Origin of the sequence: Paracoccus limosus (assembly GCF_009711185.1) — a bacterium.
Taxonomy (GTDB): domain Bacteria; phylum Pseudomonadota; class Alphaproteobacteria; order Rhodobacterales; family Rhodobacteraceae; genus Paracoccus; species Paracoccus limosus.
The window spans coordinates 56,259-74,132 of sequence record NZ_WMIF01000003.1 but is presented as its reverse complement, the minus strand read 5'-3'; the positions used below and the strand labels follow the sequence as shown (position 1 = coordinate 74,132).

The window sequence follows — 17,874 nt, the reverse complement described above, 5'->3', positions numbered from 1 at the left end:
CCCCGATCTGATGGCCGCCGCCTGCCCCTCGCGCGACGTGCTGCGCCGGCTTACCGGCCGCTGGGGCATGCTGGTGCTCTGGGCCCTGGCCGAGGGGCCGCAGCGTTTCGGCAGCCTGCGCCGGCAGGTCGGCGGCATCAGCGAACGCATGCTGGCCCAGACGCTGCAGGGGCTGGAAACCGACGGGCTGGTGCTGCGCCATGATTTCGGCACCGTGCCACCGCATGTCGAATATGCGCTGACCCCGCTCGGCCATGAGGCCGCCGCCCGCGTCGATGCTCTGCTTGGCTGGATCGAAAGCAGCCTGCCCCGGATCGCCCAAGGCTGGAACGGCTGATCCTTCACCATTTTCCAAATACCCATGCCAACCGTGCCGCCCGCACCGCGCTTGACCCCCTGCGCGTCAAGGCCTATCTGACGCGGGCGCGGATGGCCGGATGACCGCGGCAGGCAACTGTCGAGGAAAGTCCGGACTCCATGAAGATACGGTGCCGGGTAACGCCCGGCGGGGGCAACCCCAGGGAAAGCGCCACAGAGATGAGACCGCTCGTGCCCAAGCAATTGGACCACACGGGTAAGGGTGAAACGGTGGGGTAAGAGCCCACCGCGGGACTGGCAACAGGACCGGCACGGCAAGCCCCACCGGGAGCAACGCCGAATAGGGACCGCGCGTCGCAAGACAGGGCCATCTTCGCCCCAGCAGGTCCGGGTTGGCAGCTAGATCCCGTCGGCAACGGCGGGGCCAGAGGAATGGTCATCCAAGGGGGCAACCCCGGGACAAAATCCGGCTTACAGGCCATCCGCGCATTTTCGGTCAACCCGCCGCGGCGACCGTGCGGCCGTGCCCGGTAATTCCGGGTTGACTTTGGGGCCGCCGCCAGTAAAAGGCGGGCTTCAAGAGATTCCACGGGGTTCGCGAGTAATGCGTCTTTGCCCCGCAGCAGGAGCAAGACAATGGCGAAGCCGACCACCATCAAGATCCGCCTGAACTCGAGCGCCGGGACCGGGCACTTCTACGTGACCAAGAAGAACGCGCGCACGATGACCGAGAAAATGACGGTCAACAAATACGACCCCGTCGTACGCAAGCACGTCGAATACAAGGAAGGCAAGATCAAGTAATGATCTTGCGGCCCTAGGCCGAGTAGCTCTCTGGCTCTGCCAGAGAGTCGGGCGGCGGGGCGCAGAAAAGATGGGCGGTTGCATAGGCAATTGCCACGAGGGCAGGGTGCTGCAGGGTTGCAGCGCCCTTTTCCTTTTGGGGCCGGGCGATGTCCGGTGGCGGATGCAGGCGCTCGGGGCTGCTTGGGGCGGCCTGTTGGATCAGCTCGTTGACCCGCAGCCTGCGCCAGTGGCGCGGTCGGATTTGGGTATTTGGAAAATGGTGAAAGCGGCGGCCTTGGGGCGGGGAATTGACGAATCGGGCGTGTCGGAATAAGAACAAAACGAGAACTTAAACTGATTGCGATGACCCTGCACCCTTTTCCCGCGCGGGCGGCGCCTTTCGGGCGGGCGGCTCACCTTGCGGCGCTGTTGCGTGCCAAGCTGACGGCGCCGGTCCTGTCCGAAGCCTTTGGTGCCCATCCGCTGGATGGGGCGGCGGCGGGATTCGTTCTGGCCGCGCTGCCGGTGGGGCGGGTGCTGTGGGTTCAGGACCGGCTGAGTCGGGCCGAGACCGGGGCGCCCTTTTTGCCCGGCGTCGGGCGGGCGCTGTTGCGGCTGGAGCTGGGCCGGGCGCAGGATGTGCTGGCCGCGATGGAGGATGGTCTGCGCAGCATCGCCTTGGCCGGCGTGGTTGGCGAATTATATGGCAGCCCGTGCGCGCTGGATTTCACCGCCAGCCGACGGCTGGCGCTGCGGGCCGAGGCGGCGGGTCTGCCCTGCTGGCTGATCCGCCATGCCGCCCCTGTTGCCGATGCCAGCGCGGCGCGGATGCGTTGGCGGCTGGCGGCGCTGGCCTCTTTGCCCGATCCCGACGATCCGGCGGCGCCGGGCCTGCCGCGCTGGCGGGCCGAGCTGTTCCGGGGGCGGGGCCTACCGGCCTCGGTCTGGGAGATGCGCCATGACCGGGCGGCGGGTCGTCTCGATCTGGCTCCCTTCGCTGGCGATGGATCTGTGGCGGGGGCGGCGGCGCCAGCAGGGCGATCCATGGCCCGATGAGGCGCCGCTGGTCTTGCTGCGTCCGGGGCGGCACGGGCCGGTGATCCATGCCGCCAATCGTGCCGCGCAGGAGGCCGGCGCCCGCGCGGACGCCCGGATCGGCGATATCCGCGCGCTTTGTCCTGAATTGGCCTGTGTCGAGGCCGATCCGGCCGGCGATGCCGCGCGGCTGCGGCGGCTGGCATTCTGGGCCCGGCGCTGGGGGCCTTGGAGCGCGGCGGATGGCGAGGACGGGCTCGTGATCGATTGCAGCGGCGTGGCGCATCTGTTTGGCGGCGAGGCCGCGTTGCTGGCGCGGATCGAGGCGGATTGTGCCCGCGCCGGCCTGTCTGCCCGCGCGGCGCTGGCGCCCACGACCGGCGCTGCCTGGGCCCTGGCGCGCTTTGGCCCCGCGCGGGCGATTGCCGGTGATGCGCGGCGGGCGCTGGCTGATCTGCCGGTGGCGGCGCTGCGGCTGTCGCCCGAGACGGTGCTGCTGTTGCGCCGGCTGGGGCTGAAGACCATTGCCGATCTGGCGGCGGTGCCGCGTCTGGCGCTGATGCGCCGCTTTGCCCGCGCGCCTTTTGCGGAGAACCCGCTTTTGCGGCTGGATCAGGCGCTGGGAGAGCTGGCCGAGCCGCTGGATGCGCCGGAACCGCCGCCCGAATTCATCGCCGAGGCGCGGCTGGCCGAGCCGGTGCAGGATCCCGGCGACTGGTTGCCGGGGCTGGTGCAGGCGCTTTGCGCGCAACTGGCCGCCGGCCGGCAGGGCTGTCGTGGCCTGCGGCTGTCGGTGTTTCGCATCGATGGCGAGCGGCGCGACATCCGCGTGGCCGTGGCCGCCCCCTCGCGCGAGGCGGCGCATCTGCTGGGGCTGTTCCAGGGCCGGCTGGAGCGGCTGGACCCCGGTTTCGGCTTTGATCTGCTGCGGCTGGCGGCCGAGGCGGTCGAGCCCTTGGCCGAGACGCAGCCGGGGCTGGAGGGCGGCAGCGCCGGCGGGCTGGAACTGGCGCGGCTGGTCGACCGGCTGGTGGCCCGCTTTGGCGCCGAGGCGCTGCAGACCCCCTTGCCCCGGCAAAGCCATATCCCCGAACGCTCGGAACGGGCGGGCCCGGCGCTGGCCGAGCCGCCGGACTGCGCCGCCCGGCCGGACCGGCCGCTGCGCCTGTTGTCTCCGCCCGAGGAAATCCGCGTGCTTTACGCCATTCCCGAGGGGCCGCCGGGCGCGTTCATCTGGCGCCGCCAGACCCTGCGCGTGGCGCGCCATGCCGGGCCCGAGCGGATCGCGCCGGAATGGTGGCGCGACCGCCCCGACACGCGGCTGCGCGACTATTTTCGCATCGAGGATGAAATCGGCCGGCGGCTGTGGATCTATCGCGAGGGGCTGGCCCATGACGGGCGTGGCGGCGCCCCCCGCTGGTTCCTGCACGGGATATTTTCCTGATGCCCGACAGCCATCCCCGCAATGCCCTGAAACTGCCCAAGGTTCCGGCGCCGAACCCGCCCTCGGCCTATGTCGAGCTGGGCGTAACCAGTGCCTTCAGTTTTCTGCATGGTGCCTCGCAGCCCAGCGAGCTGGCCTTGGCGGCGCATCTTCTGGGCTATGATGCGTTGGGGATCGCCGATCTGAACAGTCTTGCAGGCGTGGTGCGGCTGCATACCGCCGCGCGCCAGCTGCGGCTGCGTCCGCTGATCGGGGCGCGGATCGTGCTGGCCGATGGCACGGGCTTTCTGGCCTATCCGACCGACCGCGCCGCCTATGGCCGGCTTTCGACGCTGATCACCAAGGGGCGCCGGTTCGATCTGGACGGAAAATGGCAGGAAAAGGGGGGCTGCGATCTTGGTCTTGACGATCTGGCCGCGCAGGCACAGGGGCTGCGGCTGATCTGGCTGCCGGGCGATGATCTGTCCGTCCTGCCCGGACTGGCCGCGCGGCTGCCGCAGCTGTCCCATGTCGCGGCAAGCTGGCTTTATCGCGGCGACGACCGGGCGCGGATCAACCGGCTGGACCGGGCGGCGCGGGCGGCGGGGCTGGCGATCATCGCCACCAATGACGTGCATTACCACGCCCCCGACCGCCGGCCGTTGCAGGACGTGATGACCTGCATCCGCGAGGGCACGACCATCGCCGAGGCCGGGCTGCGCCTGTCGCTGAACGGCGAGCGGCACCTGAAATCCCCCGCCGAGATGCAGCGCCTGTTCGCCGGCTGGCCCCATGCCATCGCCGCCACGCGCGAGATCGCCGATGCCTGCCGCTTTTCTCTGGATGAGCTGCAATACGACTATCCCGAGGAAACCGTGCCCGAGGGGCTGACGCCACAGGCGCATCTGGAGGCGCTGACCTGGGATTGCGCCGGAAAGCGCTATCCCGACGGCATCCCGCCGCAGGTCCGCGCGACGCTTGCCAAGGAACTGGCGCTGATCGCGCGCAAGGATTACGCCCGCTATTTCCTGACCATCCACGAGATCGTCACCTTTGCCACCAAGCAGCAGATCCTGCACCAAGGGCGCGGCTCGGCCGCCAATTCGGCGGTTTGCTATGTGCTGGGCATCACCCCGGTCGATCCGGCCAAGCATCAGCTTTTGTTCGAGCGTTTCCTGAGCGACAGCCGCAGCGAGCCGCCCGATATCGACGTGGATTTCGAACATGAACGCCGCGAAGAGGTGATCCAGCATCTTTACGACAAATACGGCCGCGACCGCGCCGGGCTTTGCGCCACCGTGATCCATTACCGCCCGCGCAGCGCCATCCGCGAGGTTGGCAAGGTCATGGGCCTGTCCGAGGATGTGACCTCGGCTCTGGCCAATACGGTCTGGGGCAGCTGGGGCGACAGCATGGATGCCGCCCATCCCGAACAGGCCGGCATCGACCTGAACAGCCCGCTGATGTCGCGCACCATCAAGCTGGCCGAACAGATGATCGGGATGCCGCGCCACCTGTCGCAGCATGTCGGCGGCTTCATCCTGACGCGCGGACCGCTTTCCGAGACCGTGCCGATCGGCAATGCCGCCATGCCCAACCGCAGCTTCATCGAATGGGACAAGGACGACATCGACGCGCTGGGCATCCTCAAGGTCGATGTGCTGGCGCTGGGGATGCTGACCTGTATCCGCAAATGCTTTGCGCTGGTCGCGGCGCATTATGGCAAGGTGCTGACACTGAAGGATTTCGACGAAGACGATGCGCCCACCTATGAGATGCTGCAGCGGGGCCACAGTCTGGGCACGTTTCAGGTGGAAAGCCGGGCGCAGATGAACATGCTGCCGCGCCTGAAGCCCAAGAAATTTTACGATCTGGTGATTCAGGTCGCCATCGTCCGCCCCGGCCCGATTCAGGGCAATATGGTCCACCCCTATCTGCGCCGCCGGTCCGGGCAGGAAAAGCCGGACTATCCCTTTCCCAAGGGTGGCGATCCTGACGAGTTGAAATCCATTCTGTCGCGCACCCTTGGCGTGCCGATCTTTCAGGAGCAGGCGATGAAGATCGCCATGGTCGCCGCCGAGTTTGACGCCCAAGAGCTGGACGAGCTGCGCAAGGCCATGGCCACCTTTCGCTCGCGCGGGACCATCGGCGAGTTGCAGGACAAGATGGTCGGCCGCATGGTCCGGCGCGGCTATGACCCCGCCTTTGCCGAGCGCTGCTTCAACCAGATCAAGGGTTTCGGCGATTATGGCTTTCCCGAAAGCCATGCGGTGGCCTTTGCGCATCTGGCCTATGTCTCGTCGTGGTTGAAGTGTCATTATCCGGCGGCCTTTGCGGCGGCGCTGCTCAACAGCCAGCCGATGGGCTTTTATGCGCCGGCCCAGATCGTGCGCGATGCCCGCGACCATCAGGTGACCGTGCTGCCCGTCGATGTGAACATCAGCGACTGGGACAACGCGCTGGAACCCTGCGGGCGCGGCTTTGCCATCCGGCTGGGCCTGCGTCAGATCGAGGGGCTGTCGCAGATCGTGGCCGCGCGGATCTGTGCGCTGCGCGATGCGCCTTTCGCGGATCTGGCGGCGCTGAAGGACCGCGCCCGGCTGGATGCGCGCACGATCCGGCTGATCGCGGCGGCGGATGCGCTGCGCTCGATGGGGCTCGACCGCCGTGCCGGGCTTTGGCAGGCGCGCGCCCTGCGCGATGCCCCCGACCTGCCGCTGTTCCGCCGGCATGAGGATGAGGGGGCCGAGCCTGCCGTCACCCTGCCGGCGATGCCGCTTTGCGAACATGTCGCGGCCGATTACCAGACCACGCGCCTGTCCCTGAAGGCGCATCCTCTGGCCTTTCTGCGCCGCTCGATGACGGCGCAGGGCTATGTGCCGGCGGCGGGGCTGGCCGGTCTGGCGCATGGCGCGCATCTGCGCATGGCCGGGATCGTGCTGGTGCGCCAGCGCCCCGGCAGCGCCAAGGGTGTCTGCTTCATCACGCTGGAGGATGAAACCGGCGTCGCCAATCTGGTGCTGTGGGAAAGCGTCTTTACCCGGTTCCGCCGCGTGGCGATGACCGCCCGCCTGCTGGAGGTGCATGGCCAGATCCAGCGCGCCGAGGGCGTGACCCATATCGTCGCGCATTGGCTGGGTGACCGTTCGGATGCGCTGCAGCGGCTGGCAGGCGAGGCGCCCTCGGCCCTGCCTGCGCCCGTGCCCCAGCATCCGCGGCAGGTCAGGATGCTGCCGAAATCCCGCGATTTCCACTAGCGGGCTGGTGGAAATGCAAAGGGGCGCCCATGGGACGCCCCTTCGTGACATGTGCTGCGGCGGATCCTAGAACGGGATCTCGTCGTCGAAATCCGGCCTGCCGCCCGAGCTTTGCCCGCCCGAGGACGCGCCGCCCGAGGACGAACCGCTGCGCCCGCCGCCATAGCCGCCGCCCGACGAGCCGCCCTCATAGCCGCCGCCGTAACCGCCCTCATCGCGGCCACCGCCGCCACCCGAGCCGCCGCGACCGTCCAGCATGGTCAGCTCGCTGCGGAAGGGGCGCAGCGCCACCTCGGTCGAATAGCGGTCATTGCCGTTCTGGTCCTGCCATTTGCGGGTCTCCAGCTGACCCTCGACATAGACCTTGCTGCCCTTGCGCAGGAACTGTTCGGCCACGCGCACCAGCGGCTCGGAATAGATCGCCACGGTGTGCCATTCGGTGCGCTCCTTGCGCTCGCCGGTATTGCGGTCCTTCCAGGTCTCCGAGGTCGCGATGCGCAGGTTGGCGATCTTGCCGCCGTTCTGGAAGCTGCGGATCTCGGGGTCTTGACCCAGATTGCCGATCAGGATCACCTTGTTCACGCTGCCAGCCATGCGATCGTCCTTCTTTGTCCAAGTTGTCGCTGATCTAACGCCTTGCATGGGGCTCCGGCAAGGGGCAGCGCCGGCACGTCCCGATCCGGCGCCCTCAGGGCGGCCGGGGGTGCGCGCGCGGGTCGCGTCGGCGGATTTCCGCCCAATCCGGCAGCGCGCCGGCGCGCCCGGAAACCGCTTGTTCTGAACATCGGGGTTTGCGCTATAGTGACCAGCAAAAAACATGGCGGCATGAGGGACGAGACATGTTTTCACGCGCAAGCGGGCGGCGTTTTGGTGGGGCTGCCCTTGCACTGGGGTTGAGCCTTGGCCTGAGCTTTCCCGCCATGGCCGAGGGGCTGCGCCTGCAAAAGGGCGGCAAATCCCGCATTGCCCAGTTCGAACGCCAGACCCGACTGCTGGATTCGCGGCTGGCCGGGCAATACCAGCAATCGGCGCGGCTGCGTCCGGGCGGGGTGTCGTCGAAAAGCGTGGTCGAGCTGGCGATTCCCACCGCCATCCCCGCCTATAGCGGCAACCGTCGCAGCCAGTATCTGCCCCATGCCAAGGCCATGGCGCGCAAGCATGGCGTGCCCGAGGATCTGTTCCTGCGGTTGGTGCAGCAGGAATCGGGTTGGAACCCGGGGGCGCGGTCGAACAAGGGCGCGCGTGGTCTGGCCCAGCTGATGCCCGGCACTGCGGCCAAGCTGGGCGTCGATGCCAATGACCCGATCCAGAACCTTGAAGGCGGCGCGCGCTATCTGCGCATGATGTATAACACCTTCGGCAGCTGGCGGCTGGCGCTGGCGGCTTATAACGCCGGTCCGGGCGCGGTGGCGAAATATGGCGGCGTGCCGCCATTCCGCGAAACCACCAATTACGTCCGCATCATCCACGGCGGTTGATCGTGGGCCGCCTTTGGGCGGCAATCCGCCGGATGCAATGAAAAAGGGCCGCAACTGCGGCCCTTGGCATGTCGTGCTTGCGCGCGGGATCAGAAGGTCGAGGGGATGATCCGGGTGTATTTCGTCCCGGCGATCGAGGCCCCCGCCATCAGCCCCGACTGGCCAAAGATCATCGCCACGATCGGTTGCTGCGCGCTGAGCGTGTCGCCACCGACCGACATGCCGCGGGCGGGCAGGGCGTAATAGGCCCCGGCCTGCGCCACCCAGCCGGGCGCGCGGCGGAAATCGGCCAGCGCCGCATCGGTCTGGAAGATCAGCACATGGGCATATTGCTGGGCGCCGATCTGAAAGCCGACGCTGGCCTGAGTCGCGGAATAATAATCCACCGTCGCATTGTTGATGCGCAGCGCGCCCTGACCATAGGCGCCACCGATGCCGAAACCGGCCTCGGTCATCAGGGGCATGTAGAGCACGCCCTTGGCGCTTTGGATCATCGGCGCAACGGTGGGATAGGTCTGCAGCAGGTAGTTGCGCGTGGTGTCGACCCGGGCATCCAGCCGCGCCGATGCGTCCTGGCCCACGGCATTGTTGCAGCCCGACACCGCCAGTGCCACGCCGCCCATCAGCCCGCAAAGCAGCAGGTCGCGCCTGCTCATCGCATTCCAGTCGATCATCGTCGCCTCATCCCCTGGGGGCGGTTGCTCCGCCCGTCATCTCTGTTGTTGTGACTTTCGATGATAGGGGCAACGCGCCCCTCATGCCAGCCTTTCGGCCACTTGCGGGGCGTAATAGGTCAGGATGCCGTCGCAGCCGGCGCGGCGGAAGCACAACAGGCTTTCGATCACGGTGTCGCGCGACAGCCAGCCATTGCGGATCGCGCCCTCCAGCATCGCATATTCGCCGCTGACCTGATAGGCAAAGGTCGGGGCGGCGAACTGGTCCTTGACCATGCGGCAGATGTCCAGATAGGGCAGGCCCGGTTTCACCATCACCATATCGGCCCCTTCGGCCAGATCGCGGGCGACGCAGCGCATCGCCTCGTCGCGGTTGGCCGGGTTGATCTGATAGGTCTTCTTGTCGCCGACCAGCCGGCCCGAGGCACCGACCGCATCGCGGAACGGCCCATAGAAGCCCGAGGCATATTTCGCCGCATAGGACAGGATCGCCACATCCTTGTGGCCATTGCTTTCCAGCATGTCGCGCAGCGCGCCGATGCGCCCGTCCATCATGTCCGAGGGGCCAAGGATATCCGCCCCGGCCTCGGCCTGCGCCTGCGCCATGCGCGTCAGCGCCTCGACGGTTTCGTCGTTCAGGATCACGCCGTCGCGCACCAGCCCGTCATGGCCATTGGCGTTATAGGGGTCGAGCGCGATATCGGTCATCACCGCCAGATCCGGCGCCACCTCCTTGATGGCGCGAATGGCGCGGTTGCCGATATTGTCTGGGTCCCAGGCACGCTCGCAGGTCTCGGTCTTCAGATCGGGGTCGGAATGCGGAAAGATGCAGATCGCCGGAATGCCCAGCCGCATCGCGGTTTCGGCGGCACGCTTGGCACCGTCCAGCGTCAGCCGTTCCACCCCCGGCATCGAGGCGATCTCGCCGGCGCCGCCCTCGATCTCGGTCACGAAGATCGGCCAGATCAGGTTCGAGGGCGTCAGGTTCACCTCGGTGGTCAGCGCGCGTAGCGCGGGCGTGCGGCGCAGCCGGCGCAGACGGGTCACGGGAAAGGGGGCGACGATCGGGGTGGGCATGGCATAACCTTCAGCAGCATCGCCCGGCCAGGGGCAGCGGGCGGAATTCCGGGCCAGAGCCTGCACCCTTAGTTGCGCCGGCGCAACCCCCGTGGCCCCGCCGTCACTGGCCCCGGTTTTCCTTTGCCGGCGGGGTCGTTAGGGTCCCTCCAACAGATCCCGGAGACCGCAGGCCTTGACCCAGGCGATCCTTGCCACCCTAGACAGCCGTTCCTTTGTTTCGCCTTGGTTCTGGCTTTTGCTCTTGCTGGTCTGGACGCTGGCCGGGCGGCGGGTGCTGGGCGTGCCGGGCGATGTGGTCCATGGGGCGCGCAATCCCGCAGCCGGGATGCAGGACGATCCCGAGGCGGTGCTGCTTTTGGACTGGCTGTCGCTTTGCCTGCCGCGCTGGCGCATGAACCCGCGCGAGGGGGCGGTGCTTTTGGGCGTCGCGGCCTTTGTTCTGTCGGGGCTGGCGGTGCTGGGCTTTGGCTATGGGCTTGAGATGGCGCAGGCGCTGGTGCTGCTGATCTTGCCCTTTGCGCTGCTGTTTCTGGCCGAGGCGCGGCTGGCGCGCCGGGTGGCGCCGCTGGTCGCGGCGGCGCAGGCGGCGGACATCCCCGTCCATCAGGCCGCTGCCGAGGCCGCGCGGCTGATGGCGCGGCACCGCAGTCTGGTCACGCTGGCCTCGGTGGTGGTCATGGCGCTGATCGCATGGCGCGCCGCGGTGTGGATGGTAACGCATCCCTTTGGCTACTGACGCGCGTCTTGACTTCGTCCCTTGCAAGGTTACCTCAGCGCCATGTCCGAACATCTGATCCTTTCCGGCGCCCCCGAGGGCTTTGACGCCGCGCTGATCGCGCGCGAACTGGGCCGGGGCCAGCCCGTCATCCACGTCGCCCGCGACGACCGCCGCATGGCCGCCATGCGCGCGGCGCTTGCCTTTTTCGCCCCCAAGGCGGTGGTGCTGGAATTCCCGGCCTGGGACACCACGCCCTATGACCGGGTCTCGCCCGCGCCGGGGGTGATGGCCGCGCGCATGGCGGTGCTGACGGCGCTGGCGCATGGCGCGCTGAAAGGGCCGTTCATCCTGCTGACCACGCTTGGCGCCGCCATGCAGCGGGTGCCGCCGAGCGCCAGCCTGCGCGAGGCCAGCTTTTCCGCCCGCGTCGGCGACCGCATGAACGAGGGCGCCTTGCGCGCCTATCTGGCCCGCATGGGCTTTTCGCAGGCCCCGACGGTGACCGAGCCCGGCGATTTCGCCGTGCGCGGCGGCATCATCGACATCTACCCGCCGGGCGACAGCGGGCCGATCCGGCTGGACATGTTCGGCGATGTGCTGGAATCCGCCCGCCGCTTTGATCCTGAAACCCAACGTTCCAGCGAGAAGCTGGATCACATCGACCTTGCGCCGATGTCCGAGGTGATTCTGGACGAGGCCGCGATCACGCGGTTCCGGCAAAGCTATCGCGTCGAATATGGCGGCGGTGCCAATGATCCGCTGTATGAGGGCATCAGCGCCGGCCGCAAGATGGCGGGGATGGAGCATTGGCTGCCCTGGTTCCATGACGGCATGGACAGCCTGTTTGACTATCTGCCCGGCGCGTCGGTGGTGCTGGACGACCATCTGGCGCAGGTGCGCGATGCGCGCTGGCACACCATTGCCGAACAATTCGACGCCCGGCTTGAGGCGCTGAAGCGCAAGGGCGGCACCGATACCGTCTATCGCCCGGTCCCCCCGCGCGAGATGTTCCCCGATGAGGCCGAATGGAACGGCTGGCTGCAGGCGCATCGCAGCCTGCAGCTTTCGGTGCTGCACCAGCCGCCGGGGCCGGGGGTGCTGGATGCCGGTGGCCGGGTCGGGCGCAACTTCGCCCCCGAGCGGCAGGCCGAGAACAAGAACCTGTTCAAGGCGCTGGCCGATCATATCCGCGAGTTGCAATCGGGCCATCGCGTGGTCATCGCCAGTTTTTCCGAAGGCGCGCGCGAACGTCTGGCCGGGCTGATCGCCGATGAGGGCATCGCCGGCGCCACGCCGATCCGCGACTTGCGCGATCTTTCAGACCAAAAGGGCGCGCTGGGCCTTGCCGTCTGGCCACTGGACGAGGGCTTCGTGTCCGAAGGCGCAGCAACCGGGCCGCTGGCGGTGATCTCGGAACAGGACGTGCTGGGCGACCGGCTGGTGCGCGGCGCCAAGCGCAAGCGCAAGGCCGAGAACTTCCTGCGCGACACCACGACGCTGACCCCCGGCGATCTGGTGGTGCATGTCGAGCATGGCATCGGCCGCTATACCGGGCTCGAGACGGTCATGGCGCTGAAGGTGCCGCATGACTGTGTGGCCATCGAATATGCCGGCGGGGACCGGCTGTATCTGCCGGTCGAAAACATCGAATTGCTCAGCCGTTACGGCCATGAGGAAGGCTTGCTGGACAAGCTGGGCGGCGGCGCCTGGCAGGCACGCAAGGCCCGGCTGAAAGAACGCATCAAGCTGATCGCCGACAAGCTGATGCGTGTCGCGGCAGAACGCCTGCTGCGCGCGGCCCCCGTGCTGGAGCCCGAGCATCACGAGATCGAAAGCTTTGCCGCCCGCTTTCCCTATACCGAGACCGAGGATCAGGCGACGGCCATTGCCGATGTCGCCGAGGATCTGGCCGCCGGCCGGCCGATGGATCGGCTGGTGGTGGGCGATGTGGGCTTTGGCAAGACCGAGGTCGCGATGCGCGCGGCCTTCATCGCCGCCTCGCAGGGCCGGCAGGTGGCGGTGGTGGCGCCGACGACCCTGCTGGCGCGCCAGCATTTCCGCACCTTTGCCGAGCGCTTCCGCGGGACCGCGATCAACGTGCGACCCTTGTCGCGCTTTGTCTCGGCCAAGGACGCGACCGAGACCCGCAAGGGGCTGGCCGAGGGCACGGTGGATATCGTCGTCGGCACCCATGCCGTGCTGTCGAAACAGGTGCGGTTCAAGAATCTGGGCCTGCTGATCGTCGATGAAGAGCAGCATTTCGGCGTCGGCCACAAGGAACGCCTGAAAGAGCTGCGCAGCGACATCCATGTGCTGACGCTGACCGCGACGCCGATCCCGCGCACGCTGCAATTGTCGCTGACCGGGGTGCGGGATCTGTCGATCATCGGCACGCCGCCGGTCGACCGGCTGTCGATCCGCACCTATGTGTCGGAATTCGACAGCGTGACCATCCGCGAGGCGCTGCTGCGCGAGAAATATCGCGGCGGGCAAAGCTTTTTCGTGGTGCCGCGTCTGACGGACCTGCCCGAGATCGAGGATTGGCTGCGCGAGCATGTCCCCGAGGTCTCGACCATCGTGGCGCATGGCCAGCTGGCGGCGGGCGATCTGGACGAGCGGATGAACGCCTTTTACGACCGGGGCGCCGATGTGCTTTTGGCGACGACCATCGTGGAATCGGGGCTGGATATTCCCACCGCGAACACCATGGTCGTCTGGCGCGCCGATATGTTTGGTCTGGCGCAGCTTTACCAGATCCGGGGCAGGGTGGGGCGGTCCAAGACCCGCGCCTATTGCTATCTGACCACCAAGCCGCGCGTGCCGCTGACGCCGCAGGCGATGCGGCGGCTGAAGTTCCTGGGCTCGATCGACAGTCTGGGTGCGGGCTTCAACCTCGCCTCGCAGGATCTGGACCTGCGCGGTGCGGGTAACCTTCTGGGCGAGGAGCAGTCCGGCCATATCAAGGAAGTCGGCTTCGAGCTTTATCAGGCCATGCTGGAAGAGACGATCGCCAAGCTGAAATCGGGCGAGATCGAAGGCACACCCGAGGACGAATGGGCGCCGCAGCTGAACCTGGGCGTGCCGGTGACGATTCCCGAAAGCTATGTGCCGGATCTGGACGTGCGGCTGGGCCTTTATCGACGGCTGGCCGAACTGACCACCAAGGTCGAGCTGGAGGGCTTTGCTGCCGAGTTGATCGACCGTTTCGGGCCGTTACCGCGCGAGGTCAACACCCTGCTTTTGGTGATCCGCATCAAGGCGATGGCGAAGCGGGCGAATATCTCGAAACTGGATGCCGGGCCGAAGGGGGCGACGATCCAGTTCCATGGCGACAAGTTTCCGAATCCTGCCGGGCTGGTCGAGTTCATTCAGGATCAGCGTGGTGGGGCCAAGGTCACCGACAACAAGATCATGGTCCTGCGGGACTGGCCGAGTGATGCCGAGCGGATCAAGGGCGCCTTTGCCATCGCCAAGGACTTGGCGGGCAAGCTGCGTGAGGCGCGGGCGAAGGCGTGAAGGACGGGGGCGCTGCCCCCGAACCCCCGGGATATTTGAACACGAACGAAGTTGTGCGCGGGCCGATCACAAGGTGCGGGTAGGGCCGCGATTGTCTCAGGGGCCGACGTGATTGAGGGCGTGTCACGCTTGGTTTTCGGGCGGCGCGTGGAGGGCGGCATCAGGGCGAGTGAAGAAATGAAAAAGGGGCGGTGCTTGTCGGCACCGCCCCTGTTCGTTGGCATGCTTCGGCGTCAGATCAATCCGCAGTCAGCAGCGGCGGCTTGGACTTGCTGAGGCGCGGCGCGTCGGGCCCTGTAATGTCGAGCACCGGTTTGTCGTCCTCGATCCGCACGCGGACCACGCCGCCCTTGGTCAGCCGGCCGAACAGCAGTTCCTCGGCCAAGGGTTTCTTGATGGTTTCCTGAATCACGCGGCCCAGCGGGCGGGCACCCATCTTGTCGTCGTAACCCTTTTCGGCCAGCCAATGCGCAGCCTCGGAGGTCAGTTCGATATGCACGCCGCGGTCGATCAGCTGGGCTTCGAGTTGCAGCACGAACTTTTCGACCACTTGCACGATGATGTCGCGCGACAGCGGCGCGAAGCTGATGATCGCGTCGAGACGGTTGCGGAACTCGGGCGTGAAGGTGCGCTCGATGGCGGCGGTATCCTCGCCCTCGCGCTTGTCGCGGCCAAAGCCTATTGCGGCCTTTTGCATGTCCGAGGCGCCGGCGTTGGAAGTCATGATCAGGATAACGTTGCGGAAATCCACCTGCCGGCCATTATGGTCGGTCAGCTTGCCGTTATCCATGACCTGCAGCAGGATGTTGTAGACATCCGGGTGTGCTTTCTCGATCTCGTCCAGCAGCAGCACGCAATGCGGATGCTGGTCGACGCCGTCGGTCAGAAGCCCGCCCTGGTCAAAGCCGACATAGCCCGGAGGCGCGCCGATCAGGCGGCTGACGGCATGCTTCTCCATGTACTCCGACATGTCGAAGCGCAGCAGTTCCACGCCCAGCGTGCTGGCCAGTTGTTTGGCGACCTCGGTCTTGCCGACGCCGGTGGGGCCTGCAAACAGATAGTTGCCAATGGGTTTTTCCGGTTCGCGCAGGCCGGCACGTGCCAGCTTGATCGCTGAGGACAGCGCCTCGATCGCAGCGTTCTGGCCAAAAACCAGACGTTTCAGCGTCGCGTCCAGATCCTTCAGCACCGCCGCATCGTCCTTGGAGACGTTCTTCGGGGGGATGCGGGCGATCTTGGCCACCACGGCCTCGATCTCCTTGGGACCGATGGTCTTGCGGCGCTTGCTTTCGGCAACCAGATGCTGGGCGGCACCCGCCTCATCGATCACGTCGATGGCGCTGTCGGGCAGCTTGCGGTCGTTGATATAGCGCGAGGCCAGTTCCACCGCCGACTTGATCGCCTCATTGGTGTAGCGCAGGTCGTGGTGCTTTTCGAAGCTGGGTTTCAGCCCCATCAGGATCTTGATCGCATCGGGCACGGTCGGCTCGTTCACGTCGATCTTCTGGAAGCGACGGGAGAGCGCACGATCCTTTTCGAAATGCTGACGGAACTCCTTGTAGGTGGTCGAGCCCATGCAGCGCAGCTTGCCGCCGGCCAGCGCCGGTTTCAGCAGGTTCGAAGCATCCATCGCCCCGCCCGAGGTCGCGCCCGCGCCGATCACGGTATGGATCTCGTCGATGAACAGGATGGCGTCGGGGTGGTCCTCAAGCTCTTTGACCACGGCTTTCAGACGTTCCTCGAAATCGCCGCGATAGCGGGTGCCGGCCAGAAGCGCGCCCATGTCGAGCGAGAAGATGGTTGAGCCCGCCAGCACGTCGGGGGTTTCGCCCCGCGTGATCTTCAGCGCCAGACCTTCGGCGATGGCGGTCTTGCCCACGCCGGGATCGCCCACCAGCAGCGGGTTGTTCTTGCGACGGCGGCACAGCACCTGGATGCAGCGCTCGACCTCGTCGGCGCGACCGATCAGCGGGTCGACATCGCCTTTGGAGGCCTTCTTGTTCAGGTCGACGCAATATTTCGCCAGCGCCGATTCGTCCTTGGCGGCAGGCTGTTCGGCCTGGGCCTGTTCCTGCTGCTCGGCGCCCTGCACGGTGCGGTTCTCGGAGAACGACGGGTTCTTGGCGACGCCATGGGCGATGAAATTGACCGCGTCGTAACGGGTCATGTCCAGTTCCTGCAGGAAGAAGGCGGCGTTCGATTCGCGCTCGGCAAAGATCGCCACCAGCACGTTCGCGCCCGTCACCTCGGTCCGGCCCGAGGATTGCACATGGATCGCCGCGCGCTGGATCACCCGCTGGAAGGCGGCGGTCGGCACGGCTTCCGAACCCTCGACATCGGTGATCAGCGTCGAGAGATCGTCTTCGATGAATTCGACGAGCATGCGGCGCAATTCGTCCAGATCGACATTGCAGGCCCGCATCACCTTGACGGCATCGGGCTCATCCGTCAGCGCGAGCAAAAGATGCTCGAGCGTGGCCAGCTCGTGGCGGTGTTCATTGGCCAGCGCAAGCGCAGAGTGGATGGCCTGTTCCAGCGTGTTCGAAAAGGACGGCACGTTCAAGCTCCTGTCAGTCGGCTGGCGGTTTGGGCCGCCAAGATTTAGCGGTCCACCTGACCAGACTGTCACGATACAGTTAAGAATTGGTGGATTTTCGCGCAATTCAAGCGGTATTTGCGTCCGCTTGTGCCGAATTTCCGGCGGTTGCGACAGATGTGATGATAAGCTGCCGGCTTTTCAAGCATGGCCCTTCATCGCCGCCAGAAACGGGCTGGCGTGGCCGGTCGAGCGGAAATCCCTTGCTGCGTTGCAGAAACAGCTCAGAAGCTGTCCTTCATCCGGCGAAGTCTAGCAAAAACATCGACATCCGCCGCGCCGGCCATGCCCAAAGCGTCGCGCAGCGCGGCAGGGCGCAGGAAGGGATTGGTCGCGCGTTCGTCATCCAGCGTGGCCGGGGCACAGGGCCGGCGGCCGGCGGCGGTGTCGTCAAGGCGTTGCCGCAAAGTCGCATTCTCGGGATCGACCGACAGCGCAAAGGCGCCGTTGCCGCGGCAATAGTCGTGGCCCGAACAGATCAGCGTCCGGCCGGGCAGGGCGTTCAGCCGCGACAGGCTTTGCCACATCATTTCGGCATCGCCCTCGAACAGCCGGCCGCATCCCAGCGCCATCAGGCTGTCGGCGGTAAAGGCCATGGCCGAGTCGGGCAGATGCAGGGCGATATGGCCGATGGTGTGGCCCGAAACGTCGATCACCTCGGCCGGCTCGCCGCAGATCTCCGTCACCTCGCCCGGACGCACGGGCAGGTCCAGTGCCGGCAGCCGGGCCGCGTCCTTGGTATTGCCCATGACCTTTGCGCCGGTGGCCGCGACCAGCTCCGCGACGGCCTGAATATGGTCGGCGTGGTGATGGGTCAGGGCGATCAGATCCAGATCCCAGCCGCGCGCCGCAAGCTCGGCCAGGATCGGTGCCGCCTCGGGAGCATCGATCAGGGCAGTCTGGCCGTTGCCATGCAGGATCCAGGCATAATTGTCGGTCAGGCAGCGGACGGGGATCAGTTCCAGCGGCATTGGCAATTCCTTTGCTTTGCCG

Annotated in this window: 13 protein-coding genes and 1 other RNA gene; 9 read left to right on the top strand and 5 right to left on the bottom strand. The window is 66.6% G+C overall.

From position 1 onward, the window contains the following. Positions 1-10 precede the first annotated feature (10 nt). The 6 genes from GL279_RS03290 (at position 11) to GL279_RS03265 (ending at position 6,819) form a co-directional block, all read left to right on the top strand. Positions 11-337, top strand: coding sequence for a winged helix-turn-helix transcriptional regulator (locus GL279_RS03290; RefSeq protein WP_170293916.1), 327 nt, complete (start codon positions 11-13; stop codon positions 335-337). An 88-nt stretch (positions 338-425) separates the two neighbouring features. After that, positions 426-808, top strand: an RNA gene (gene rnpB, locus GL279_RS03285) — RNase P RNA component class A. A gap of 146 nt (positions 809-954) precedes the next feature. Continuing rightward, positions 955-1,122, top strand: a complete 168-nt coding sequence (gene rpmG, locus GL279_RS03280; RefSeq protein ID WP_101752137.1) for a 50S ribosomal protein L33 — start codon at positions 955-957, stop codon at positions 1,120-1,122. A 345-nt stretch (positions 1,123-1,467) separates the two neighbouring features. Next, positions 1,468-2,160: a hypothetical protein gene (locus tag GL279_RS03275; RefSeq protein WP_155063180.1), complete on the top strand. Its 693-nt coding sequence runs from the start codon at positions 1,468-1,470 to the stop codon at positions 2,158-2,160. Continuing rightward, entirely contained in the window at positions 2,063-3,583 is a 1,521-nt protein-coding gene (locus GL279_RS03270; protein ID WP_155063179.1) for a DUF6504 family protein, read from the top strand. The genes GL279_RS03275 and GL279_RS03270 overlap by 98 nt, the downstream gene beginning before the upstream one ends. After that, complete coding sequence (locus tag GL279_RS03265; protein WP_155063178.1) at positions 3,583-6,819, top strand: error-prone DNA polymerase; 3,237 nt, start codon at positions 3,583-3,585, stop codon at positions 6,817-6,819. Before GL279_RS03270 ends, GL279_RS03265 begins: the two co-directional genes overlap by 1 nt. Positions 6,820-6,885: 66 nt before the next feature. Here GL279_RS03265 and ssb read toward each other — a convergent pair whose 3' ends face one another. Next, entirely contained in the window at positions 6,886-7,413 is a 528-nt protein-coding gene (gene ssb, locus GL279_RS03260; RefSeq protein ID WP_155063177.1) for a single-stranded DNA-binding protein, read from the bottom strand. Between the two features lie 245 nt (positions 7,414-7,658). Here ssb and GL279_RS03255 point away from each other — a divergent pair, with 245 nt between their 5' ends. Beyond that, a complete protein-coding gene (locus GL279_RS03255) occupies positions 7,659-8,297 on the top strand; it encodes a lytic transglycosylase domain-containing protein (RefSeq protein WP_155063176.1) in 639 nt (212 codons plus the stop codon). 89 nt (positions 8,298-8,386) lie between these two features. On the opposite strand, the gene GL279_RS03250 is transcribed toward GL279_RS03255, so the two are convergent. Both GL279_RS03250 and hemB read right to left on the bottom strand, forming a co-directional pair. Then, positions 8,387-8,971, bottom strand: a complete 585-nt coding sequence (locus GL279_RS03250; protein ID WP_155063175.1) for a lipid-binding SYLF domain-containing protein — start codon at positions 8,969-8,971, stop codon at positions 8,387-8,389. Positions 8,972-9,052: 81 nt separating this feature from the next. Beyond that, the gene (gene hemB, locus GL279_RS03245; RefSeq protein WP_155063174.1) at positions 9,053-10,048 is read right to left on the bottom strand and encodes a porphobilinogen synthase; all 996 of its coding nucleotides are present in this window, start codon (positions 10,046-10,048) and stop codon (positions 9,053-9,055) included. Between the two features lie 175 nt (positions 10,049-10,223). On the opposite strand from hemB, the gene GL279_RS03240 reads away from it, so the two are divergent. Together GL279_RS03240 and mfd are read left to right on the top strand one after the other, a co-directional pair. After that, the gene (locus GL279_RS03240) at positions 10,224-10,787 is read left to right on the top strand and encodes a hypothetical protein (protein WP_155063173.1); all 564 of its coding nucleotides are present in this window, start codon (positions 10,224-10,226) and stop codon (positions 10,785-10,787) included. 42 nt (positions 10,788-10,829) lie between these two features. After that, positions 10,830-14,285 (top strand): transcription-repair coupling factor, encoded by a 3,456-nt coding sequence (mfd, locus tag GL279_RS03235; protein ID WP_155063172.1) that lies wholly within the window; start codon positions 10,830-10,832, stop codon positions 14,283-14,285. A gap of 238 nt (positions 14,286-14,523) precedes the next feature. Here mfd and clpA read toward each other — a convergent pair whose 3' ends face one another. Both clpA and gloB read right to left on the bottom strand, forming a co-directional pair. Then, positions 14,524-16,842: an ATP-dependent Clp protease ATP-binding subunit ClpA gene (gene clpA / locus GL279_RS03230; protein ID WP_343039694.1), complete on the bottom strand. Its 2,319-nt coding sequence runs from the start codon at positions 16,840-16,842 to the stop codon at positions 14,524-14,526. A gap of 263 nt (positions 16,843-17,105) precedes the next feature. Then, positions 17,106-17,852 carry a hydroxyacylglutathione hydrolase gene (gene gloB / locus GL279_RS03225; protein WP_155063170.1) on the bottom strand — a complete coding sequence of 249 codons (747 nt, stop codon included), beginning with the start codon at positions 17,850-17,852 and terminating at the stop codon, positions 17,106-17,108. Between the last annotated feature and the right edge of the window lie 22 nt (positions 17,853-17,874).